Origin of the sequence: Sphingopyxis sp. J-6 (assembly GCF_046603995.1) — a bacterium.
GTDB lineage: Bacteria > Pseudomonadota > Alphaproteobacteria > Sphingomonadales > Sphingomonadaceae > Sphingopyxis.
Map to the genome: position 1 here is coordinate 589,330 of NZ_CP145810.1, position 21,389 is coordinate 610,718.

The following is a 21,389-nucleotide window of genomic DNA, read 5'->3' on the forward strand; positions in this document are numbered from 1 at the left end:
GCGGCTCAGGCTGTGTAGCCGCCGTCGACGACGACCTGCGTACCCGTCACGAAGCTGCTTTCGTCCGAAAGCAGGAACAGGACCGCACCGACGCTCTCCTCCGGTTGTGCGACCCGCCCGAGCGGCGTCAACTGCGCCCCGCGGACGAGGGCCTCGCTGTTCGTCGTCTCGGTCAGCAGGCGCGTTGCGAAAAAGCCCGGGATCAGGACATTGACGCGAATGCCGCGGGGCGCGAGCTCCTTGGCGGCTGCCCGCGACATCCCGATCACCGCTGCTTTTGCGGCCGAATAAGCGACGAGATTCGCATGGGCTTTCGTGCCCGCAGGCGATGCGACATTGACGATCGAGCCGCCGCCCGATTCCAGCATCGCGCGCGCGCCCTCGCGCATGCCCCAGAATACGCCATTCTGGTTGACCGCGATGATGCCGGCCCACTCCTCGTCGCCGATGTCGATCAGCGGACGTGTCGCGCCGACCCCCGCATTGTTCACAAGCCCGTCGATCCGGCCGAACCGCTCCACCGTGAAGCCGACTGCGGCCTTCCATTCCTCGGGCTTGGTGACGTCGAGCGGCACAAAATGGGCTTTGCCGTCGAGCGATGCCGCGATCGCCGTTCCCGCGTCCCGGTCCCGCCCGCCGAAAACGACCTGTGCGCCTTCGCGTACCATTCCGCGAACCTGCGCTTCGCCCATCCCCCGGGTCCCGCCCGACAGAAGAATGATTTTCCCCGACAACCGGCCTTCCATGGAAGCTTCTCCCGCAAGATCTGCGGCGCCGCAGCCCTCATGGGCCACCGGAGCCTATTATCTATAGGGTATAAATATATTCCCCCGGGTGCAATGGGGCGTTCGCCGCGAAGGTCCCGGCAGGAGATTGTCAGGTATTGGCGAGCGCAAAGTCGATGGCAGCGCACACCGCCGCGACCTGCGCCTCGATGCACTCCTCCGGCGATGTCCGCGGGCTGTCCGGATAGACTTCGGTGGTCGTCGTATACCGCGCTCCCGTAATCGCGCCGCAGAGACCGAGGTCCTTCAGGGGATATTCGATCACGCCATGGGCCACGACCGGTGAGCCGATGATTTCGCCATTGTCGTCGGGGGGAGCGATGTGGGTTACGCGCTCGACCGCGGCGATAATCGCCTGCTGGAACGCCGGCTGCCGATTCGCGCTATCATCGACGACATAAAAGCCGTCGGGGATCAGTTCCAGATCGTTGATCTTGCCGTCGCGCGCCGCGCGCGCGGGTCCGAATTCACTGGCGTCGGTGTCGGTCGTTTCATGAAGGTCGATATGCATCAGAAATGGCGACTGTACCGACGCGATCAGCTCGATGAGCGCCGTCGCTTCGCGCGCCGGCCCGTCGGGACGAAAGTTGCGGTTCGGATCGACAGCGTCGTAATTCCACCGGGTGATGCGCTCATAGGCCCACGGGCTGACGCAGGGGATCGCGAGAAGATTGGCCTTGCCGGCATAGTCCGATGCGGCGGTTTCCATAAACGTCAGCGCGCCGAGGACGCCGCTTGTCTCGTAACCATGTACGCCTCCGGTCACGAGGACGGTCGGAAGATGGGGCGCGAACGAGTGATCGCGAAGCGCGAGCAGCGGGTATGTTTCCCCGGCATAGTCGAGTTCGCCATAAACCACCCGATCATAGCGTCCGGCCAATGCGTCGATACGGGGTATGATATCGACATCGTAGCACCGCTGGCGCGATTGCCGGTTCCGCCACGCTTCGATTTCGGCGGCGCCCCAAGGCTCGCCCGGGGTACCGATCGGATAAATGCTCGACTTGGTCATGATGCTCATCCTCTCGCGACCCGTCACTCCCACTCGATCGTGCCCGGCGGCTTCGAGGTATAATCATAGACCACGCGGTTGATGCCCTGGACCTCGTTGATGATGCGCGTTGCGCAGCGGCTGAGGAAACTCGCGTCGAACGGATAGATGTCGGCTGTCATGCCGTCGGTCGAGGTGACGGCGCGCAGGGCACAGACATGGTCGTAGGTGCGCCCGTCGCCCATTACGCCGACTGTCTTGACGGGCAGCAGCACCGCGAACGCCTGCCAGATCGCATCGTAGAGCCCGGCATTGCGGATTTCCTCCAGATACACCGCGTCGGCCTTGCGAAGAATGTCGCAGCGTTCCTTCGACACTTCGCCCGGAATGCGGATCGCGAGGCCGGGGCCGGGGAAGGGATGGCGGCCGACGAAGATGTCGGGAAGGCCGAGTTCCTTGCCGAGCAGGCGGACCTCGTCCTTGAACAGTTCGCGCAGCGGTTCGACGAGCTTCATGTTCATGCGCTCGGGGAGGCCGCCGACATTGTGGTGGCTCTTGATCGTGACGCTCGGTCCGCCGGTGAACGAAACGCTCTCGATCACGTCGGGATAGAGCGTCCCCTGCGCAAGGAAGTCGGCGCCGCCGATCTTCTTCGCTTCTTCCTCGAACACGTTGATGAACTCGGCGCCGATGAACTTGCGCTTCTTTTCGGGGTCGGTGACCCCCGCGAGGCCGCTCATGAAGCGTTCCTCTGCGTCCACCACGACAAGCGGGATGTTGTAATGGTCGCGGAACAGACGCTCGACCTGCTCGCGCTCGTTCATGCGAAGCAGGCCATGGTCGACGAAGACGCAGGTGAGCTGTTCGCCGATCGCCTCGTGGATCAGCACCGCGGCGACCGCGCTGTCGACGCCGCCCGACAGGCCGCAGAGCACGCGCTGGTCGCCGACCTGTTCGCGGATTTCGGCGATCTTGGTGGCGCGGAACTCGGCCATCGTCCAGTCGCCCGAACAGCCGCAGACATGGCGGACAAAATTGGCGATCAGCTTTGCGCCGTCGGGCGTATGGACGACCTCGGGGTGGAATTGCGTGCCGTAATAGCGGCGCTCGTCATCGGCGATTAGCGCGAAGGGGGCGCCGTCGCTGATCGCGACGATGCGGAAGCCGGGCGCGAATTGCGTGACGCGGTCGCCATGGCTCATCCAGACCTGATGGCGCTCGCCGACCTCCCACAGGCCGTCGAACAGGACGCAAGGCTCGGTGACAGTCAGGAAGGCGCGGCCGAACTCGCCGTCGCGTTCGCCATCGGCACCGCCGGGCTCGACCTGTCCGCCGAGCTGCTGGCTCATCACCTGCTGGCCGTAGCAGATACCGAGGATCGGCAGGCCGCTGTCGAAGACGGATTGCGGGGCGCGGGGGCTGCCGGATGCAGGAACCGAGGCGGGTGAGCCCGAGAGGATCACACCCTTCGGTTGCATACGTTCGAGCGCCGCTTCGGCCGCACTGAATGGCACGATTTCGCTGTAGACGCCTGCTTCGCGGACGCGGCGAGCGATGAGCTGGGTGACCTGGCTACCGAAATCGATAATCAGGATCGATTCAGGGGCGGCGGGGGAGTCGGGAGTCGGCATGGCTGGCCGATAAAGAGGCGCGGCGTCGCTGTCCAGCCGCCAAGGCGATGCATCGGTCGACCTTTTGCCGCGCTGCCACACTGTTGCGACAAATGCGACATAGCTGAACCGCAGGAACAAACCGGTGTCATGACCGGTTCAGCCGCCGACGATAAGAAATAACAAAGACAAAAAGACAGAAGGCATCTCTCCCGATGAATAATAATCGCCTCTCGCTTTCGATCCGCGCCGCGTTGCTGGCAGCGACCGCGATCGCATCGACGCCTGTATTGGCGGCCGACGAGCAAGTCGCCGACCCGGCCCTCTCGACCGCCAATATCGACGATGGCGAAGAGGATATCGACGGCGAGGAAATCGTCGTCACCGCCCCCCGCCTTGCCGGGCAACTCGATACCGACTTCGCGGCGGAGGCCGAACTCGATGAAGCGGCAATCGCCAGTTACGGCGCATCGTCGATCGAGGAACTGCTCGACGCCCTCGAACCGCAGACGCGGTCGGGCCGCGGCCGCGGCGGCGGGCGCCCGGTGATCCTCGTCAACGGCCGCCGCACATCCGGTTTCGGCGCGGTGCGCAATATCCCGCCCGAGGCGATCGCCAAGGTCGAAATCTTTCCCGAAGAGGTCGCGCTGCAATATGGCTATGCGGCGACCGAGCGCGTCGTCAATTTCGTGCTCAAGCCCAATTTCCGGCAGGTGTCGGCCGAGGCTGAGGCGGGCATCCCGACGCAGGGCGGACAGTTCAAGAGCGAGTTCGAACCGGCCTTCATCGCCATCGGTCAGAACGGCCGGCTCAATCTCAACGGGAGCTGGGAGCATCAAACGATGCTGCGCGAGGACGAGCGGAACCTCGTCTATGACGACCCGGTCCTCGCGGCCGGCGCCCCGGCGCGCAGCCTGTCGCCGGCGAGCGACACCTATGTCATCGACGGCACGCTGGTCCGCAACATCGGCAAGGTGACCGAGGCGTCGGTCAGCCTGCGCTTCGACCAGACCGACAGCCTCAGCCTGCTCGGCCCCGGTCCGGGCGGCGCGACCGATCCGCTCCGCCGCGACAGCCGCAGCCAGAACTGGACCAGTTCGGCCAGCGTCAACGGCATGCTCGGCGACTGGCGCTGGTCGGTTACCGGCAATTATGCCGACGCCGACACGCGCACCTTCACCGACCGCGACAGCGGCACGCGCGACCGCTTCGACAGCAGCCAGCAGAGCTTCGGCGCCAATACCAATTTCTCGGGCAGCCTTGGCGACGGCTGGGCGGGACCGATCCGCGTGTCGGCGACGGCGGGTTATTCGGGGCTGCGCTTCGACAGCCGGTCGCAGCGCGGCGCGACGATTACGACGACCGACCTCGCCCGCGACGTCCCGAGCGCCTTCGGCTCGCTCAACATCCCGCTGCTCGATCCCGACTATAATGTCGGGCCGTTCCGGGTGTCGGCGACGCTGAGCGGGCAGATCCAGAAGCCGAGCGATTTCCAGACGCTCAAGAATTGGGGCGCCAATCTCAATTTCAACTTCACCGACAATCTGTCGCTGGTTGCGAGCTTCAACAGCGACGAGGAAGCGCCGACGGTGACCCAGCTCGGCGCTGCGCCGCAGGTGACCGATGGCGTCACCTATTATGATTTCCGTACCGGGCAGACGGTGCTGATCTCGACGATCAGCGGCGGCAATCCCGACCTGCTTGCCGAGCGCCGGCGCGATTTCAAGCTGGGGCTCAATTGGGCGCTGCCGATGGTCGACGGTCTCAATTTCTCGATCAATTACAACAGCAACAAAAGCTATGACACGGCGAACAGCCTGCCGGTGCTCACCCCCGAGATCGAAGCGGCTTTCCCCGGCCGCGTCATCCGCGACGACGATGGCAATCTGCTGTCGATCGACCAGCGCCCGATCAATTTCGACCGCGCCAGCAATTCGCAGATCCGCTGGGGCTTCAACTTCGGCAAGAGCTTCGGGCAGAAGGACGAAGCGGGCGGCCGTGGTCGGGGCGGCGCGGGCGAAGGGCGCGGAGCAGGCGGCCCGCCGCCGGCAGCCGGCGACGGACAGGCGGCACCCACGGGCGAAGGCCGGCCTCGGGCAGACGGCGAGCGTCGGCGCGGTGGGGGTGGCGGTGGGGGCGGTTTCCGCGGCATGGGTGGTCCGCGCGGCATGCTCGGCGGACAGCAGCAGCAGGGTGGCCGCTGGCAGGTGTCGCTCTATCACACCATCAAACTGACCGACAAAGTGCTGATCGGACCCGGCGTCCCCGAACTCGATCTGCTGAACGGGTCGGCGACCGGCAGCGGCGGTGGCAGCAACCGTCACCTCGTCGAACTCGACGGCGGGCTGTTCTACAAGGGCTTCGGGACGCGCGTCAGCGCGAAATACGATAGCGGCAGCACCATCGTCGGCGGCGCCAACGGCGACCTGAAGTTCCACGACCTCGCGACCTTCAACCTGCGCTTCTTCGCGGATTTCAACCAGATGCCGAAGCTGACCGAGGATCTGCCCTTCCTCAAGGGTTCGCGCCTGCGCCTGTCGATCGACAATCTGTTCGACGCGCAGCGCAAGGTAACCGACGGCAGCGGCGTCGTGCCGCTGAACTATCAGCCGGGGTATACCGATCCGCTCGGCCGCTATGTCGAGCTGGAGTGGCGCAAGGCCTTTTAGGCCCTAGACGGTGGCCGGCGCTGCGGCGGCGTGGCGGGGCATCGGTTCGACGGGGATGAATGTGAGCGCCTTCAGGAACTGCTGGGTGCAGTTCGGCCAGTTGTAGCGTGCGCCTAGCGCCGCTGCGTCGGCCTGGTCGCACGCCAGTGCGGCGGCGATTGCGGTATCGAGATTATCGTCGAGCGCGCCCGCGCCATCGCGGACTATGTCGCCGGGGCCCGGGACCGGATAGGCCGCGACCGGCGTCCCGCACGAGAGCGCCTCGATGACCACCAGACCGAAAGTGTCGGTACGGCTGGGAAAGACAAAGACATCGGCGCCGGCATAAGCGCTGGCCAGAGCCTCGCCGCCGAGCTTGCCGAGGAAGAGCGCGTCCGGATGAAGCGCCTTGAGCTCGGCGAGCGCGGGACCGTCGCCGACGATCACCTTGGTGCCGGGCTGCGTGGTATCGAGGAAGGCTTCGATATTCTTTTCGACCGCGACGCGTCCGACATAGAGCTGGATCGGCCGCGCCAGCCCTTGATAGGCCGGATATGGAGCGCGATCGGAGCGGAACAGCGCATGATCGACACCGCGTTCCCACATCATCGTCTGCCCCAGTCCCTGCTCGGCGAGTTCGCGCGCGAGGCTGCGGGTCGCGACCATGATGTGGCGCGCGGGGCGGTGGAACCAGCGGATGAAGCGCCAGACCAAGGCAGGCGAAACGGGCAGGCGCGCCGCGACATATTCGGGGAAGCGCGTGTGATAGGCGGTGGTGAAGGGAAAGCCGTTGGTCAGGCACCAGCGCCGCGCCGCGAGGCCGAGCGGCCCTTCGGTCGAAATATGGATCGCCTGCGGGGCGAACCGCTCGATCAGCCGCCCGACCCTGCGCGCGCCCGCAAAAGCGAGGCGGATCTCGCCATAGCTGGGGCATGGGATCGACCGGAACAGGTCGGGCGATATTACCTCGACCTCATGCCCGCCCTTGCGCAATTCGCCGATCGTCGCTTGCAGCGTGCGGACGACGCCATTGACTTGCGGCTCCCATGCGTCGGTGACGATCAGTATCTTCATGCCCGATTCCTCAAGCTGCGCGCGCCGGTGCGGAAAGTTCGAGCGTTGCGGGTACCGAACGCGCCGCAACCTCTTCGGCCCAGTGCAATATCTCCATCGTGCCGTCGTGATGTTCGACCAGCGCGGTGCAGCCTTCGACCCAGTCGCCGTCGTTATAATATTCGGTGCCTTCGATCTCGCGCATCTCGGCGCTGTGGATATGGCCGCAGACGACACCGTCGACTCCGCGCGAGCGTGCGGCGTGTGCGACGACTTCTTCGTAGCGGCCGATGAACTGCACCGCGTTCTTGACCTTGTGCTTGGCGACCATCGACAGCGACCAATAGGGAAGGCCGAGCTTGCTGCGCACCGCGTTCACCACCACGTTGCACTTCATCAGCGCTGTGTAGGCGGCATCGCCGACGAAGGCGAGCCAGCGGTGCGCCAGCATCACCGCGTCGAATTCGTCGCCATGGACGACGAGTAGCTTCCTGCCGTCGGCGGTTTCGTGGACCGCCTCGCGGCGGATTTCGACGCCGCCGAAGTCGAAACCATCGAACGGCTTGACCATTTCGTCATGGTTGCCGGGGACATAGACGACGCGCGTGCCGCGCTTGGCGCGCTTGAGCACCCGCCAGACGACGTCATTGTGCTCGGGGGGCCAGAAGTGCCGCTTCTTGAGCCGCCAGCCGTCGATGATGTCGCCGACGAGGTAGAGCGTCTCGCAGTCGACATGGTCGAAAAAGTCGATCAGCATCGCGGCGTTGCAGCCGCGCGTGCCGAGGTGGATGTCGCTGACCCACACGGTGCGATAGCTTCGCCGCTTGCCGATCACGCGTTCGGGAATATGCGGGTCGGTCGTGAACGGGTCGGGAAAGCGGGCGGGGATCGGCAGGGTCGAAATCGTGGCCATGTCGCACTCCGGAAGCAGCCTTTGCTGCCCCCGGCCTAGACAGGAGATTTGTTACATGGTGCGATTCAAAGCCGCGACAGTTTGAAGAAAGTCTGGCGTCGCTTTTGTGACGCGCTAGACCCGCCGGATCACCAGATTGCGGATCTCGCTCATATCCTCCATCGCAAAGCGTACGCCCTCGCGGCCGAGCCCGCTGTCCTTGACGCCGCCATAGGGCATATTGTCGACGCGATAGCTCGACACGTCATTGACGACGACCCCGCCGACGTCGAGCGTATCCCACGCGTCGAGAACCTGATGGATGTCGCGGGTGAAGATGCCCGCCTGCAACCCGAACTTGCTGTCGTTGACTTCCGCCATCGCCTTGTCGAACTTCTTGAACTTCGACAGGATGGCGAGCGGGCCGAACGCTTCCTCGCGATAGGCCTTCGACTTGCGGTCGACATTTTCGAGCAGCGTCGCTTCGAGCATCGCGCCGTCGCGCTTGCCGCCGGTGAGCAGCTTGGCGCCGCCCGCGACCGCTTCCTGGATCCAGCCGTCGAGCCGCGCGGCTTCTTTCTCCGAAATCATCGGGCCGATGAAGGTGTCGCGCTTCTTCGGATCGCCGGAGATCAGCGTCTTCGTCCGCTTGACCAGCATGGCGCGGAACTTGTCGTAGATATCCTCGTGGATGATGATCCGCTGCACCCCGATGCACGACTGCCCCGACTGGTAGAAAGCGCCGAAGATGATGCGTTCGAGCGCATGCTTGAGGTCGGCGTCCTTGTCGACGATCACCGCGGCGTTGCCGCCGAGTTCGAGGACGATCTTTTTCTTCCCCGCCTTTGCCTTGAGATCCCAGCCGACGCCGGGCGATCCGGTGAAGGAGAGGAGTTTGAGCCGCTCGTCGGTGGTGAACAGGTCGGCGCCGTCGCGGCTCGCGGGCAGGATGCTGAAAGCGCCCTCGGGCAGGATGTCGCACTCGGCAAGCACTTCGCCCATGATGATCGCGCCCAAAGGCGTCATCGACGCGGGCTTCATCACGAAGGGGCAGCCCATCGCGATTGCCGGGGCGATCTTGTGCGCGGCGAGGTTGAGGGGGAAGTTGAACGGCGAGATGAAGCTGCACGGGCCGATCGGCACGCGTTTCCACATTCCCATATAGCCCTTGGCGCGGGCGCTGATATCGAGCGGCTGGACCTCGCCATAATTGCGCACCGCTTCCTCGGCCGCGATGCGGAACGTGTCGATCAGCCGCGTGACCTCGCCCTCGGCATCGTTGATCGGTTTCCCGGCCTCGACGCATAACGCATAGGCAAGTTCGTCGAACCGCTCCCGAAAGCGCGCAACGCAATGGTTGAGCACCGCCTGCTTCTCGAAGCTCGCCAGTCGCGCCATCGGTTCGGCGGCGCGCACGGCGCCCGCGATGGCTTCGTCGATCACGTCGGGGGTAGCGAGCGCGGTGCGAAAGGCCGGCTTGCCGGTGTATTTATCCGTGACGACCAGATCGGTGTTCGGCTGCGCCGCCTTGTTGTTGAGGTAGAGCGGGTAGACGGGTTTCAGTTTCACAATCATTCTCCAACGCTGTCATCCCCGCGAAAGCGGGGACCCAGGGGCGGTACAATCAAACGTTAAGCCGGTCGTACAGGTCGAGCCATTGCGGATTGTCTCTTTCGATCAGTTCCAGCTTCCACGCCCGGCGCCATTTCTTGATCGCCTTTTCACGCGCAATAGCTTCGCTGACGTCAGCGAAGGCTTCCGCATGCACCAAGCGGTGAACGCCGTAACGTTCGGTAAACTGCGACCCTTGCCCATTACGATGCTGGCTGCAACGCGCTGCGAGATCTCCCGTCACGCCCGTGTAGAGCGTACCGTTGCGTCTACTGGCAAGGATATAAACGTGATAGGTCTGATCCATCTCGCTCCTGGGTCCCCGCTTTCGCGGGGATGACAAGAAAACGGGCGGTGGCGAAGGCTTACAATTCCTTCGACAGCTTCTTGATGTCGATGTTCAAAATCTGGTCGTTCTCCGAATAATCGACCGGGCAGTCGATCAGGTGCACGCCCGGCGTGTCGCGGGTGTGCGCGAGCAGTTCCTTCAAATGCGCCGCGCTTTCGACGCGGTGGCCCTTGGCGCCATAGCTTTCGGCATATTTGACGAAATCGGGGTTGCCATAGGTGAGGCCCCAGTCCTTGAAGCCCATGTTCGCCTGTTTCCAGCGGATCATGCCATAGCTGTTGTCATTGAGGATCAGCACCGTGATGTTCAGGCCGAGGCGCACCGCGGTCTCCATCTCCTGGCTGTTCATCATGAAGCCGCCGTCGCCGCAGATCGCCATGACCTTGCGCCCCGGATAGACCATCGCCGACATCATCGCGCTGGGCAGCCCCGCGCCCATCGTCGCGAGCGCATTGTCGAGCAGCACGGTGTTGGGGCGGTAGGCGGTGTAGCCGCGCGCGAACCAGATTTTGTAGACGCCATTGTCGAGGCAGATGATCCCGTCGTCGGGCATCGCGTCGCGGATCGACTGCACCAGATGCGGCGGGAAGATCGGGAAGCGTGCATCCTCGGCGAGCGGCGCGGTATGTTCGACCTCGGCCTTGCGATAGGCGAGCAGATGGTCGAACTTCCAGCCGCCGTTGGGGACGATATCCTCCTTCATCTGCCACACCGCATTGGCGATGTCGCCGATCACCTCGATGTCGGGGAAATAGACGGGGTCGACTTCGGCGGTCTTGGTCGAGATGTGGATGACCTTCGGCCCGCCCTGCTTCATGAAGAAGGGAGGCTTTTCGATCACGTCATGCCCCAGGTTGACGATGCAGTCCGACGCCTCGACCGCGCGATGGACGAAATCGCCGGCGCTGAGCGCGGCGCAGCCAAGGAATTTCGGGTGCCGCTCGTCGATCACGCCCTTACCGAGCTGGGTGGTGAGGAAGGGAATACCGGTCTTCTCGATGAATTGCAGCAGCATGCGGCTGGTCATCGTCCGGTTCGCGCCGGCGCCGATGACGAGGACGGGCGAGGTCGCTTCCTCGAGTGCCTTCACCGCTTCGCGGATCGACTTGACATCGGCGGTCGGGCGGCGGCTGTGGCTGCGCTTCAGCGGCAGGCTGTCGGTATGCTCGTCGGCGATATCCTCGGGCAGCTCGATATGCACTGCGCCCGGCTTTTCCTCCTCGGCAAGGCGGAAGGCCTCGCGTACCCGGCTCGGGATATTGTCCGACGAGGCCATCTGGTGGGTATATTTGGTGATCGGTCCCATCATCGCGACGACGTCGAGGATCTGGAAGCGGCCCTGCTTCGATTTCTTGATCGGCTTTTGCCCGGTGATCATCATCATCGGCATGCCGCCGAGCTGCGCATAGGCCGCGGCGGTGACGAAATTGGTCGCGCCGGGCCCGAGCGTCGCGAGGCAGACGCCGGTCTTGCCCGTATGGCGGCCATAGGTCGCGGCCATGAACCCCGCGCCTTGTTCGTGGCGGGTCAGGATCAGCTTGATCTTGGTCGACCGCGACAGGCTGTCGAGAAAGTCGAGATTCTCCTCGCCCGGAACGCCGAAGATATATTCGACGCCTTCTTCTTCCAGGCACTCGATGAACAGGTCGGATGCTTTTTTCATATGCCAGTCGCCCCCTCAGCCACGCACCACCCCGGTGCGGCCCCAAGTCATGCTGGCGACCCCTCAGCACATATGTCGTTGCAGCGGCTCTCGTCGTAGGCCGCGAGTCCCTGCTGCACCGGGAAGCGGTTGTAACGAGGGGGAAAGGGGTTGTCACCCTGTGCGCGAAATGGCCCCGCGCCGGAGCGCGGGGCCATATGAAGCGGTTGGGCGATCAGGGCGCCGAGGCGCCTTTTTCCTTCTTCGGTCCGATGTCATCGGCGTCGACATATTCCAGCTTGTGGCTGAGAGCATCGAAGTCGGCCTGCGTCGAGGGCGCGATGTTGGGCCTGCCGACCATGATGCCCATCTTGATCTTGCACTTCACATAATAGGTTTCGCCCGGTTCGACCTCCAGCGTCAAAAGATCGGTGGCTTCGCTCTTGACGGTATAGCTGTGCGAGCCCGGATCGGCGGGCAGGACGACATATTTTCCGGCGCCGAGCGCACTCAGCCGTTCGCCGTTTTCATTGACGCCGCACCCGAGTGCAAAGCCCATTCCGCCGGGGCGATAGAAGACGACCTGTCCCTTATCCTCTGCGGGTGTGGGGATGACCTTCTTGACGCCCTTGGCCTCGTCGGACTTTTCTTCCTTCGCGATTGCCGGAGCGGCTGCGCCCATCTGGGCGACGCCGACCGTGGCGATCAGCGCGGCTGCGATCAATTTTCTCATGACTTCGGTTCCCCCGTCTCGGTTGTTGAACTGGTATCGGCGACCGGCGTCGCCGCCGGCTGCGCTTCATCGGCTAATGTTCCGGCGTCGCTTGCCGTTGCTTCGACTGCGGCTTTCGCCGGCAGAGCTTCGGCGAGCTTGGCGGTCGCCAGCATGCCCGCCGGAATGTCCGCATTTTTTCCGTTGAGGGCGAAGACGAGGGGCATCGCGACTAACCCCCCGGCGACGGTTGCGCCGAATGCAAGGCCCTCGTTATTTCCGCCAACGCCGCCGAGCTTCATTCCTCGCAACGGAATGCGATGGCCTTCGAATTCCAGGTAGCGTGCGGCGAGAATCAGTTCGCCGGCCTTGCCGCCCCAGCCCGATTTGGCCGAATGAACGACTTGCCCGCGCCCTGCGGTGCCCGCCGGCACGATTATTTGCTCGCCGAGCATAATCGGCCGCGACAGCGAGATCGCATACCAGTCGCCGGTCTTGTGCGTCTTGCTGTTGACCGCTTCGTCGATGCGGATTTCGACCGGCGTTCCGGCAGTCACTTCGGCGATAGCGGGCTGTGCGGCGGCGCCATCTGAAGACGCCTCGGTCACCGCATCCGTCGCGCCGGCGGACGTCGCATCGATCCCCTCTCCGCTGCTCGCGGAGTACGACATGTCCTGTGCCGCACCGGGCGCTCCCAAAGCGAGCGCGGCGACGGCCACGCCGACGATGCGGCGCGGAAATTCCCCAACGGTCATGATGTGCGACCCTCCCCCCAACGCGGAGGATTATCGCCGGATTTTTAGTTGGCAAGCAGGATTTTAGCGGGCGCCCAGCCTCAATCGATGTCGAACAATCCTGCCAGTTGCTCGACCATCGTCCCGCCCAATTGTTCGGCGTCCATGATCGTCACCGCGCGGCTGTAATAGCGCGTGACGTCGTGGCCGATGCCGATCGCGCATAGCTCGACCGGGGAGCGGTTCTCGATCCATTCGATCACTTGGCGCAGATGCTGGTCGAGATAGGCGCCGTGGTTGACCGACAGCGTCGAATCGTCGACCGGCGCGCCGTCCGAAATCACCATCAGGATGCGGCGTTCCTCGGGGCGATTGACGATTCGGTGATGCGCCCACATCAGCGCCTCGCCGTCGATATTTTCCTTGAGCAGCCCCTCGCGCATCATCAGACCGAGCGACTTGCGGGCGCGGCGATAGGGCTCGTCGGCGGGCTTGTAGATGATATGGCGCAGGTCGTTGAGGCGGCCGGGATGGGCGGGGCGCCCTGCGGCGAGCCAGTCCTCGCGGCTCTGTCCGCCCTTCCATGTGCGGGTGGTGAAGCCGAGGATTTCGGTCTTCACGCCGCAGCGTTCGAGCGTACGCGCGAGAATGTCGGCGCTGATCGCGGCGATGCTGATCGGCCGCCCGCGCATCGAGCCACTATTGTCGATGAGCAGCGTGACGACGGTATCGCGGAAATCGGTATCGCGCTCGATCTTGTAGCTGAGCGAATGGCCGGGCGAGACGATGACGCGCGCCAGCCGCGCCGCGTCGAGCTGGCCTTCCTCCTGATCGAAATCCCACGCCCGGTTCTGCTGCGCCATCAGGCGGCGCTGGAGGCGGTTGGCGAGCTTGGTCACCGCGCCCTGCAGATGCGCCATCTGCTGGTCGAGATAGGCGCGGAGCCGCGTCAGTTCGTCGGCGTCGCACAGTTCGGTGGCGAGGATGATCTCGTCATGCTTCTCGGTGAAGCGGACATAGTTGAAATCGGGAACGTCGGTCGGCAGCCGGTTGGGGCGGACGGGCAGCATGCCCTCGTCGCCTTCGCCGCCCATTTCGGGTTCGCCGTCGGCTTCCATTTCCTGCGCGTCGGGATCGGTGTCGCCGTCATCGGCCTGATCGCCCGCCATTTCGGCGCGCGCATCGACCTGGCTTTCCCCGGCGCCGCCCTCTTCGCTTTCCTGTTCCTCGGGCGATTCCTCGGCTTCGGACTGATCCTCGTCACCGCCGTCCTCGGCGCCCTCTTCCATGGGCTCGTCGCCGTAGATGAGGTCGAGGTGGCGGAGAGCGAGCTTTGCGGTCTCGGCGAACGCGGCCTGATCGTCGAGCAGCATCGACAGGGCGGTAATATCTGCGCCGGCGTCCTTGGCGATCCATTCGCGGACCAGCGACAGGCCGGTTTCGGTGCCCTGCGGCGCCTGTTCGCCGGTCAGCGCCTCGCGCAGCATCAGTTCGAGCGCGCTCGACACCGGTACTTCGTCGCGGTTTTGCGCGCGGCTGATCGGGTCCGAGCGCATCCGCATCGTCAGCGCGGCCGACAGATTGCCGCGCATCCCGTCCATGTGGCGCGCGCCCAGGGCCTCGATCCGCGCGCGTTCCATCGCGTCGAAAGCGGCGGCGGCAAGCGGTTCGGCCGGCCGTGCGGCGGCGTGCAGCTTCTCGCTGTGATGCTTCATCCGCAAGGCATAGCTGTCGGCAAAGCCGCGCGCTTCGGCGACCTGTTCGGCGGGCAGGGTGCGCGACGGCGTCGGCACCTTGATCGCCTTGCCGATCTGTGCGGGCGCGTCGGCGGTAAACCCGACCTCGACCTCGGCATCGCGGGTAACCGCACGCGCGACGCTCGACAGCGCGGCTTTCAGATCGTCGAGGGGTGAGGAGGCAGACATCGAGTCGGCTCTAACCAGCTTTGCGGCGCGAAGGAAGAGGATGAGGCAGCGCTTGTTACAATCGTCACCCGGGACTTGATCCAAGGTTCACAGCTTCACCGGTGAAATGGACCCGGATCAAGTCCGGGGTGACGAAGTGGGTGTAGCTCGGGCGATAGCTATGCTCGCTTGACCCGACGTCGCAAGGGTTGCATCCGGCAACCTATGGTCTCCCCCACCGTCTCTCCCATGAAAAAGCCGTGGATCGTCATCCTCTGCGCCGCCTTCATCGTCACGCTGGCGATGGGCGTGCGGCAGAGCTTCGGCCTGTTCCTGCCGCAGATGAGCGTCGATATCGGCATCAGCCGCTCCGACTTCGGCCTCGCGATGGCGCTTCAGAATCTGCTCTTCGGTCTTGTCCAGCCGTTCGTCGGCGCACTCGCCGACAAGCATGGCGCCGGGCGCGTCGTGCTCGCCGGGGCGCTGCTCTATGCGCTCGGGCTGGTCGGGGCGGCCTTTGCGACCGATGCGATCGGGCTGCATATCAGCTTCGGGATTCTCATCGGCATGGCGCAGTCGGCAACGACCTTCGTCGTGGTGCTCGGCGCGGTCGGGCGGGTGGTCAGCCCCGAAAAACGCAGCAGCGCTTTCGGTATGGTCACCGCAGGCGGTTCGCTCGGGCAGTTCCTTGTCGTGCCGCTCGCCTCGATGTTGCTCGGTGATCTCGGCTATCACCAGACGCTGTGGATCATGGCGGGGCTGGTGGCGCTTTGCGGCCTGCTCGCCATCGGCGTTGCGGGCCGGACCGACAGCAATCCGGGCGTCAGCGCTGCCGTCGAACAGACGGCGCGCGAGGCACTCCGCGAAGCTGCGGTTCACCGTGGTTATTGGCTGCTCAACGCGGGCTTCTTCGTCTGCGGTTTCCATATCGCCTTTATCGCGACGCATCTGCCCGCCTATCTCGACGACAAGGGGCTCGGCATCGAAATCGGGGCGCAGGTGCTTGCGCTCGTCGGCCTGTTCAATATCCTCGGCTCCTATGTGTTCGGGCGCGCGGGCGACTTCATGCGCCAGAAATATGTGCTCTCGGCGCTGTATGTCGCGCGCTCGGCGGTTATCGCCGTCTTCCTCTTCCTGCCGCTGACCCATTGGACCGCGCTCGCTTTTGCGGGCGCGATGGGGTTCCTGTGGCTCGGCACCGTTCCGCTGACCAGCGGTATCGTCGGGCGCATCTTCGGGGTGCGCTATCTGTCGATGCTCTACGGGATCGTGTTCCTCAGCCACCAGGTCGGCAGCTTCTTCGGCGCGTGGATGGCGGGGCTGATCTTCGACGCCACCGGCAGCTACGATATCGCATGGGGCTTTGCGATCGCGCTCGGCCTGTTCGCCGGGATCGTCCACCTGCCGATCGCCGACGCGCCGGTCAAACGGCTGCAACCGGCATGAAGCTCGCTCGGCAGGACTGGGTGGCGCTCGGCCTGTTTGCCCTGATCGCCGTTGGCGGGCTGTGGCTGTGGACCGGCGAGGGGCCAGTGGTCTGGCTCGCCGATTTCGCGGTCCTCTGCGGTTTCGGCTGACCGCGCCTATTCGCTTTCGGAGCCGCCGGCGATGCGGTTGCAGATCAGATCGTCTTCGGGCTTGGGGTTCGCTGGGTCGGGCAGCAACCGGAAGACGTGGCCAAGCTGCGTCGCCACCCGTTCGGGTCGAGTCCGCTTGCCCGCAACGACGTCGATGAAATCGCGGCATGCGACCGCGCTGCGCAGGAAATTGCTGTGCCCCGTCGAGCCGCGCGATACGTCGGTCGTGTCGACGACGGTCATTCCCGAAATCGCGACCGGATAGCAGCGTTCGGGCAATCCCTTGGTTTTCAGGTCGGCCGCCTCGAACGGGTCGAAGCAATAGGGCGAGCCGAGGCGCGGATAGCCGTGCAGCGCGCGCGACGCCGCAAGCGCCTTGTCGGCGCGCGAGACGTAGACGGTGATCCGCCGGTCGCGCGCGACGCGTCGCGCCGACAACACCTCTTCCTCGATATCGCGCTCGAACGTTTCGCGGTCGATGTCGGGCGAGGCGAGAATGATGTTCGAGATATTGCTGCTGTCGGCGCTGCTCGACGTCCGGTCGACATAGGAGATCGCGGGGATCACCAGCCGCGCGCCGAGCGAGTGCGAGACGATGACGATTTCCTTCACCCAGCTTTGTTCGGCGAGCGATTTCAGGAAGACGCGGAAATTGCGCACGTCGTGGTACATGTTGGTTTCGTCGACGACATAGCCGAGCACCTTGTGCTGCGACGGCCAGCTATAGGCGATCACCGGACCGTCGAAGCCGGTCATTCGAGCGATCTGTGCGGCATCCTTCGTCGTCGTCTCGAAATTCTCGCGATAGCCGTGGACGTAGAGCAGGACACGGCCCTGCCGCCGGTCGGTCTCGGCGCGCAGCGCCGCCCACCAGTCGGCGTCGGCCTGAAAGGCGAGCGGGGTCAGGAACAGCTTCTTCTTGTCGATCTCGACATCGCGCGGCGGTGCGAAGCGGCCGTAACGGACCCGGTCACCGCGATATTGCAGCAGGCGGATATCGGCAGTGCGGCAGTCGGGCAGGCGGCTCGTCGCGAAGAACAAAGGCAGCGCTTCGCCATCGACTGCGGCGCCGGGCTGCGCGGTGCAGCGCGGATCGGCGACATAATCGGCGTGGCGAACCTTGCCATAGTCGACCGGAGTGATGCAGCCGCCGAGCAGCAGCGCGGTCAGGATCGCAAGAAAGGGCGTCGTTCGCATGGCGGCTTCCATCTTCGGTCCGGCGCGTCGCGCGATGCTGGCAGGAGAATATCGCCTTTGGAAGGCGAAAATTGCGGCGTCAAGGAGTATTGATCGAATAACACACTTCGCTTATCGAGAGACGGCAGGCGCCGCGCAGACGCCGGTTTGGGGGAGATGTCCATGTCGCTGTTCGCCGCCCTGCTGCTGGTCACCGCCGCCAGCCCGCCGCCGCCCTATGAACCGGCTTTCGATCCTCGCGACCTCAAGGCGGGGGTGGCGGGCGACGTCGGCGAAGCGCTCGTCCTCGGCACGCCGCATCTTTCGGGCCTGCCCGACAGTTTCGCTCCCGAAAGCCTCGAGCCGCTGCTGGAGCGGCTTGCGGCGTGGAAGCCGGAGATCATCGCGATCGAGGGATTGTCGGGCCGCGATTGCGAGCTGCTCATGCGCTACAAGCCGCTCTATCCGGGCGCTGCGGATTATTGCTGGGATCCCGCGCCCGCGCAGCAGGTGATCGGTCTCGATATGGTGGCAGCAACGGTCGAGGCCGAGCGTCTGCTGGCCGCCTGGCCCGTGCAGCCCGCGCCGGGCGATCGCCGCCGCCTTGCGGGACTGTTCCTCGCCGGCGGTGAACCTGCCTCTGCGCTTGTCCAGTGGCTGCGGCTTCCCGCAGACGAACGCCGCGCCGGCGATGGCCTCGACGACACGCTCGTCGCGGCGCTCGAAAAGCTGCGGACGCGTCGCAACGAGAATTTCCTCATCGGGTCGGTGCTCGCCGCGCGATTGGGCCTCGAACGCGTCTATGCGACCGACGACCACAGCGCCGATGCGACCACCGCCTCGCTCGACAAGGATCCGGGCTATGGCGCGGCGATGCAGCGGATATGGGAAACACCGCAGCTCAAGGACCGGATCGCCGCCGAAAAGGCGCTGGAGGCAAAGCTCGATGGCGACGGGGTGATGGCGCTCTATCGCTTCTATAATCGCCCTTCGACGATGCGCCTCGCCTTCGACACCGATTTCGGTCCCGCGCTCGCCGATGCCACCCCGCAAAATTACGGACGCCGCTACACGGGCTGGTGGGAAGTGCGAAACCTGCGCATGGTCGCCAATGTCCGCGCCGCGATGGCGGAGCGGCCCGGGACGCGCACGCTCGCAATCGTCGGCGCGTCGCACAAGGGCTATTTCGAGGCCTATCTCGCCATGATGCACGACGTCCGGCTGGTCGACGCCGAGACAATATTGAAGTAACCGGTTATTTGCCGATCACGCTTTCGGGCAGGTCTTCGCCGAACACGCGCTGATAATATTCGGCGACGATCATCCGCTCGGCCTCGTCGCACTTGTTGAGGAAGGTGAGGCGGAAGGCGAAGCCGAGATTGTTGAAGATCGCGGCATTCTGCGCCCAGCTGATCACCGTGCGCGGCGACATGACGGTCGAGATGTCGCCGTTGATGAAGCCCTGGCGGGTCAGATCGGCGACCTTCACCATATTGGCGACGGTCGTCTCGTCGGTGTTCGGCACCTTGGCGAGAATGATCGCGCTTTCGGTCGCCGCGGGCAGATAGTTGAGCGTGACGACGATGTTCCAGCGGTCCATCTGACCCTGGTTGATCTGCTGCGTCCCGTGATAGAGCCCGCTCGTGTCGCCGAGCCCGACGGTGTTCGCGGTCGAGAACAGGCGGAAATGCGGGTTCGGGCGAATGACCCGGTTCTGGTCGAGCAGGGTCAGCTTGCCCTCGGTCTCGAGCACCCGCTGGATGACGAACATCACGTCGGGACGGCCGGCGTCATATTCGTCGAAGACGAGCGCGGTCGGGGTCTGTAGCGCCCAAGGGAGCAGGCCTTCGCGGAATTCGGTAACCTGCTGACCGTCCTTCAGCACGATCGCATCGCGGCCGACGAGGTCGATACGGCTGATATGCGCGTCGAGGTTGACGCGGATGCACGGCCATTTGAGCCGCGCTGCGACCTGTTCGATGTGGGTCGACTTGCCGGTGCCATGATAGCCCTGCACCATCACGCGGCGGTTGTATTTGAAGCCCGCGAGGATCGCGAGCGTCGTATCGCCGTCGAAGACATAGGCGGGATCGAGGTCGGGGACGCGCTCGTCGGCCTCGCTGAACGCCGGGACCTTCATGTCGATATCGACACCGAACACCTCGCGCGCATCGACCTCGGTGTCGGGCGCCGAAAGGAGCGTCGAGCCGTGGTGGTCGGGAAGGCTGTTCGGAATATCGGTCATGGCAAAGGTCCAGCGAGTGCGTACGGGAGAGAGTCGCCGCCGGGCGGCGCTTCGGCTGTCGCGGTATCGCCATGGGTTGCGGCTTGCAACGCCTTTCGTGGCGATTTCCTACAGGAGACCCAGCGCCTTCATCACTGCCGACTGGTCGTAATAGGGACGTTCGCAGACGATCTTGTCGCTGCCGGGTGCGAACTGGAAGCTCGCCGCCATGCGGATACGGAACGCCTTGCCGGTCGGCTCGATCGTCCGCACGCCGAGGCGCAGCGGGCCGAGGTGGGTGCCGGTCAGCCAGAATTCGACCAGCACCGTGTCGGTATCGGCATCGGCGGCGATCGCGATGACTTCGTTCGCCTGATCGGGAAATGGCTCGCGCGACGAAGCGAAATAGGACCGGACTGCCGTCTCGCCGTCGAAGACGGTGCCCGGGCCCATCAGTTCGTAGCGCGGATGCTCGAAGGTCGCGAGAACGCCGTCCCAGTCGTGCGTGATCTCGAGCGCCATGTGCCGGCGCACCACTTCGATCCTTGCCTCATCGAGATCGGTCATCGTTCCTCTCCTATGCAAAGGCCTTCGTCTTGCGCAGCAATTGATACGCCTGGACCACCTCGCCCAGCCGCATTTCGAAACTGCGATCGCCGCCATTCCGGTCGGGATGATATTTGCGAACGAGTTCGCTGTAGCGACGGCGGAGGGCGGCGCGGTCGGCGTCGGCAGGCAGGCCAAGGAGCTGCATCGCGTCATGTTCTTCGCGCGACAGGCCGGGATTGGCGGCCTCGCGCCGTGCCTCGTCCATGCGCTGGCGGAAACGCGCGCCCAATGCGTCCAGCGGGTCCCTGAAATCGGCCCAGCGGGGCGGCAGGTCGGCGCTGCCCGCGGCGCGAAAGGCGCGGCTTTCGGTTTCCCAGCCGGCGGTCGGCGACTGCGCCGCCATGATCTGGTCGGCGGTCATGCCGTCGAAATAATTATAGCCCGCATTATGCTCGCGCACATGGTCGAGGCACAGCCAGCGGTACGGCGGCGGCCCATCGGGCGAGCGGTGCGGCGAGGCGGGGGCGCGAAATTCGCCGGGCTCGTCGCAGCCGGGAACGGCGCAAGCGGCTTCGCGCGGGACGCGGCCGTGGAATCGGTTGGACCTGGGGCTTGTCATGCGGTTCTTTCCTCCCCAACATGGGGGCATGAGCGAAAAAGGTCCAGTGCAACGCGAGATGGAGGAGCTGCTGACGGCGGCTTTTCCCGAAGCGAAATTCATCCTCAGCAACGACAGCGCCAGCCATCACGGCCATTCCGGCGATGACGGATCGGGCGAATCGCATTTCAGCCTCGCCATCGAATGGCCGGGATTCGCAGGGCAGAATCGCGTCGCACGCCAGCGCGCGGTGAACAAGGCGCTCGGTGACCTCCCGGGGCAGCGCGTCCATGCGCTCGCGATCAAGGCGACGGCGCCGGGCGAGTAGGAGGAG

20 protein-coding genes are annotated in these 21,389 nt (G+C 64.7%); 5 read left to right on the forward strand and 15 right to left on the reverse strand.

Annotation, left to right across the window (positions count from 1 at the left end):
- Positions 1 to 5: 5 nt before the first annotated feature.
- The 3 genes from V6U71_RS02970 to guaA all read right to left on the reverse strand — a co-directional run bounded on the left by V6U71_RS02970 (position 6) and on the right by guaA (position 3,407).
- Positions 6 to 746, reverse strand: coding sequence for an SDR family NAD(P)-dependent oxidoreductase (locus V6U71_RS02970; RefSeq protein WP_411340935.1), 741 nt, complete (start codon positions 744 to 746; stop codon positions 6 to 8).
- Positions 747 to 876: 130 nt separating this feature from the next.
- Positions 877 to 1,797 carry a M14 family metallopeptidase gene (locus V6U71_RS02975; protein ID WP_411340936.1) on the reverse strand — a complete coding sequence of 307 codons (921 nt, stop codon included), beginning with the start codon at positions 1,795 to 1,797 and terminating at the stop codon, positions 877 to 879.
- Between the two features lie 23 nt (positions 1,798 to 1,820).
- Positions 1,821 to 3,407, reverse strand: coding sequence for a glutamine-hydrolyzing GMP synthase (guaA, locus tag V6U71_RS02980; RefSeq protein WP_411340937.1), 1,587 nt, complete (start codon positions 3,405 to 3,407; stop codon positions 1,821 to 1,823).
- Positions 3,408 to 3,601: 194 nt separating this feature from the next.
- Here guaA and V6U71_RS02985 point away from each other — a divergent pair, with 194 nt between their 5' ends.
- Positions 3,602 to 6,055, forward strand: a complete 2,454-nt coding sequence (locus tag V6U71_RS02985; protein ID WP_411340938.1) for a TonB-dependent receptor plug domain-containing protein — start codon at positions 3,602 to 3,604, stop codon at positions 6,053 to 6,055.
- A 3-nt stretch (positions 6,056 to 6,058) separates the two neighbouring features.
- On the opposite strand, the gene V6U71_RS02990 is transcribed toward V6U71_RS02985, so the two are convergent.
- The 8 genes from V6U71_RS02990 to cobT all read right to left on the reverse strand — a co-directional run bounded on the left by V6U71_RS02990 (position 6,059) and on the right by cobT (position 14,952).
- Positions 6,059 to 7,108 (reverse strand): glycosyltransferase family 4 protein, encoded by a 1,050-nt coding sequence (locus V6U71_RS02990; RefSeq protein WP_411340939.1) that lies wholly within the window; start codon positions 7,106 to 7,108, stop codon positions 6,059 to 6,061.
- 10 nt (positions 7,109 to 7,118) lie between these two features.
- Entirely contained in the window at positions 7,119 to 8,000 is an 882-nt protein-coding gene (locus V6U71_RS02995; RefSeq protein WP_411340940.1) for a UDP-2,3-diacylglucosamine diphosphatase, read from the reverse strand.
- 114 nt (positions 8,001 to 8,114) lie between these two features.
- A complete protein-coding gene (locus V6U71_RS03000; protein WP_411340941.1) occupies positions 8,115 to 9,554 on the reverse strand; it encodes an aldehyde dehydrogenase family protein in 1,440 nt (479 codons plus the stop codon).
- 49 nt (positions 9,555 to 9,603) lie between these two features.
- On the reverse strand, positions 9,604 to 9,897 hold the full coding sequence (locus V6U71_RS03005) for a GIY-YIG nuclease family protein (protein WP_411340942.1): 294 nt from the start codon (positions 9,895 to 9,897) through the stop codon (positions 9,604 to 9,606).
- 58 nt (positions 9,898 to 9,955) lie between these two features.
- Positions 9,956 to 11,602, reverse strand: a complete 1,647-nt coding sequence (locus V6U71_RS03010) for an acetolactate synthase large subunit (RefSeq protein ID WP_411340943.1) — start codon at positions 11,600 to 11,602, stop codon at positions 9,956 to 9,958.
- A gap of 214 nt (positions 11,603 to 11,816) precedes the next feature.
- The gene (locus tag V6U71_RS03015) at positions 11,817 to 12,314 is read right to left on the reverse strand and encodes a DUF2846 domain-containing protein (RefSeq protein WP_411340944.1); all 498 of its coding nucleotides are present in this window, start codon (positions 12,312 to 12,314) and stop codon (positions 11,817 to 11,819) included.
- Entirely contained in the window at positions 12,311 to 13,048 is a 738-nt protein-coding gene (locus V6U71_RS03020; RefSeq protein ID WP_411340945.1) for a hypothetical protein, read from the reverse strand. The genes V6U71_RS03015 and V6U71_RS03020 overlap by 4 nt, the downstream gene beginning before the upstream one ends.
- Before the next feature lie 80 nt (positions 13,049 to 13,128).
- On the reverse strand, positions 13,129 to 14,952 hold the full coding sequence (gene cobT / locus V6U71_RS03025) for a cobaltochelatase subunit CobT (protein ID WP_411340946.1): 1,824 nt from the start codon (positions 14,950 to 14,952) through the stop codon (positions 13,129 to 13,131).
- Between the two features lie 228 nt (positions 14,953 to 15,180).
- On the opposite strand from cobT, the gene V6U71_RS03030 reads away from it, so the two are divergent.
- Together V6U71_RS03030 and V6U71_RS03035 are read left to right on the forward strand one after the other, a co-directional pair.
- Positions 15,181 to 16,377 carry an MFS transporter gene (locus V6U71_RS03030; protein WP_411340947.1) on the forward strand — a complete coding sequence of 399 codons (1,197 nt, stop codon included), beginning with the start codon at positions 15,181 to 15,183 and terminating at the stop codon, positions 16,375 to 16,377.
- Positions 16,374 to 16,508, forward strand: coding sequence for a hypothetical protein (locus V6U71_RS03035; RefSeq protein ID WP_257719781.1), 135 nt, complete (start codon positions 16,374 to 16,376; stop codon positions 16,506 to 16,508). The genes V6U71_RS03030 and V6U71_RS03035 overlap by 4 nt, the downstream gene beginning before the upstream one ends.
- A gap of 6 nt (positions 16,509 to 16,514) precedes the next feature.
- On the opposite strand, the gene V6U71_RS03040 is transcribed toward V6U71_RS03035, so the two are convergent.
- A complete protein-coding gene (locus tag V6U71_RS03040) occupies positions 16,515 to 17,705 on the reverse strand; it encodes an alpha/beta hydrolase (RefSeq protein ID WP_411340948.1) in 1,191 nt (396 codons plus the stop codon).
- Between the two features lie 162 nt (positions 17,706 to 17,867).
- Here V6U71_RS03040 and V6U71_RS03045 point away from each other — a divergent pair, with 162 nt between their 5' ends.
- Positions 17,868 to 18,935, forward strand: a complete 1,068-nt coding sequence (locus V6U71_RS03045; protein WP_411340949.1) for a DUF5694 domain-containing protein — start codon at positions 17,868 to 17,870, stop codon at positions 18,933 to 18,935.
- Positions 18,936 to 18,939: 4 nt separating this feature from the next.
- Here V6U71_RS03045 and cobS read toward each other — a convergent pair whose 3' ends face one another.
- From cobS to V6U71_RS03060, 3 genes are all read right to left on the reverse strand, one after another.
- On the reverse strand, positions 18,940 to 19,929 hold the full coding sequence (gene cobS, locus V6U71_RS03050; RefSeq protein ID WP_054724858.1) for a cobaltochelatase subunit CobS: 990 nt from the start codon (positions 19,927 to 19,929) through the stop codon (positions 18,940 to 18,942).
- A gap of 108 nt (positions 19,930 to 20,037) precedes the next feature.
- Positions 20,038 to 20,475 carry an ester cyclase gene (locus tag V6U71_RS03055; protein ID WP_411340950.1) on the reverse strand — a complete coding sequence of 146 codons (438 nt, stop codon included), beginning with the start codon at positions 20,473 to 20,475 and terminating at the stop codon, positions 20,038 to 20,040.
- 10 nt (positions 20,476 to 20,485) lie between these two features.
- Positions 20,486 to 21,076: a J domain-containing protein gene (locus V6U71_RS03060; RefSeq protein ID WP_411340951.1), complete on the reverse strand. Its 591-nt coding sequence runs from the start codon at positions 21,074 to 21,076 to the stop codon at positions 20,486 to 20,488.
- 28 nt (positions 21,077 to 21,104) lie between these two features.
- Between V6U71_RS03060 and V6U71_RS03065 the strand changes: the two genes are divergently transcribed.
- Complete coding sequence (locus V6U71_RS03065; RefSeq protein ID WP_411340952.1) at positions 21,105 to 21,383, forward strand: BolA family protein; 279 nt, start codon at positions 21,105 to 21,107, stop codon at positions 21,381 to 21,383.
- The last annotated feature ends 6 nt before the right edge of the window (positions 21,384 to 21,389 follow it).

What these genes read in the sequence shown, in the direction of transcription:
- V6U71_RS03030 (WP_411340947.1), top strand. Translation starts at nt 15,181, where the DNA reads ATGAAAAAGCCGTGGATCGTCATCCTCTGCGCCGCCTTCATCGTCACG.
- V6U71_RS03055 (WP_411340950.1), bottom strand. Translation starts at nt 20,475, where the DNA reads ATGACCGATCTCGATGAGGCAAGGATCGAAGTGGTGCGCCGGCACATG.
- V6U71_RS03020 (WP_411340945.1), bottom strand. Translation starts at nt 13,048, where the DNA reads ATGACCGTTGGGGAATTTCCGCGCCGCATCGTCGGCGTGGCCGTCGCC.
- cobS (WP_054724858.1), bottom strand. Translation starts at nt 19,929, where the DNA reads ATGACCGATATTCCGAACAGCCTTCCCGACCACCACGGCTCGACGCTC.
- V6U71_RS03045 (WP_411340949.1), top strand. Translation starts at nt 17,868, where the DNA reads ATGTCGCTGTTCGCCGCCCTGCTGCTGGTCACCGCCGCCAGCCCGCCG.
- V6U71_RS03015 (WP_411340944.1), bottom strand. Translation starts at nt 12,314, where the DNA reads ATGAGAAAATTGATCGCAGCCGCGCTGATCGCCACGGTCGGCGTCGCC.
- V6U71_RS03005 (WP_411340942.1), bottom strand. Translation starts at nt 9,897, where the DNA reads ATGGATCAGACCTATCACGTTTATATCCTTGCCAGTAGACGCAACGGT.
- V6U71_RS02990 (WP_411340939.1), bottom strand. Translation starts at nt 7,108, where the DNA reads ATGAAGATACTGATCGTCACCGACGCATGGGAGCCGCAAGTCAATGGC.
- V6U71_RS03035 (WP_257719781.1), top strand. Translation starts at nt 16,374, where the DNA reads ATGAAGCTCGCTCGGCAGGACTGGGTGGCGCTCGGCCTGTTTGCCCTG.
- V6U71_RS03040 (WP_411340948.1), bottom strand. Translation starts at nt 17,705, where the DNA reads ATGCGAACGACGCCCTTTCTTGCGATCCTGACCGCGCTGCTGCTCGGC.
- V6U71_RS03060 (WP_411340951.1), bottom strand. Translation starts at nt 21,076, where the DNA reads ATGACAAGCCCCAGGTCCAACCGATTCCACGGCCGCGTCCCGCGCGAA.
- V6U71_RS03065 (WP_411340952.1), top strand. Translation starts at nt 21,105, where the DNA reads ATGAGCGAAAAAGGTCCAGTGCAACGCGAGATGGAGGAGCTGCTGACG.
- V6U71_RS02975 (WP_411340936.1), bottom strand. Translation starts at nt 1,797, where the DNA reads ATGACCAAGTCGAGCATTTATCCGATCGGTACCCCGGGCGAGCCTTGG.
- V6U71_RS02985 (WP_411340938.1), top strand. Translation starts at nt 3,602, where the DNA reads ATGAATAATAATCGCCTCTCGCTTTCGATCCGCGCCGCGTTGCTGGCA.
- guaA (WP_411340937.1), bottom strand. Translation starts at nt 3,407, where the DNA reads ATGCCGACTCCCGACTCCCCCGCCGCCCCTGAATCGATCCTGATTATC.
- V6U71_RS02970 (WP_411340935.1), bottom strand. Translation starts at nt 746, where the DNA reads ATGGAAGGCCGGTTGTCGGGGAAAATCATTCTTCTGTCGGGCGGGACC.
- cobT (WP_411340946.1), bottom strand. Translation starts at nt 14,952, where the DNA reads ATGTCTGCCTCCTCACCCCTCGACGATCTGAAAGCCGCGCTGTCGAGC.
- V6U71_RS03010 (WP_411340943.1), bottom strand. Translation starts at nt 11,602, where the DNA reads ATGAAAAAAGCATCCGACCTGTTCATCGAGTGCCTGGAAGAAGAAGGC.
- V6U71_RS03000 (WP_411340941.1), bottom strand. Translation starts at nt 9,554, where the DNA reads ATGATTGTGAAACTGAAACCCGTCTACCCGCTCTACCTCAACAACAAG.
- V6U71_RS02995 (WP_411340940.1), bottom strand. Translation starts at nt 8,000, where the DNA reads ATGGCCACGATTTCGACCCTGCCGATCCCCGCCCGCTTTCCCGACCCG.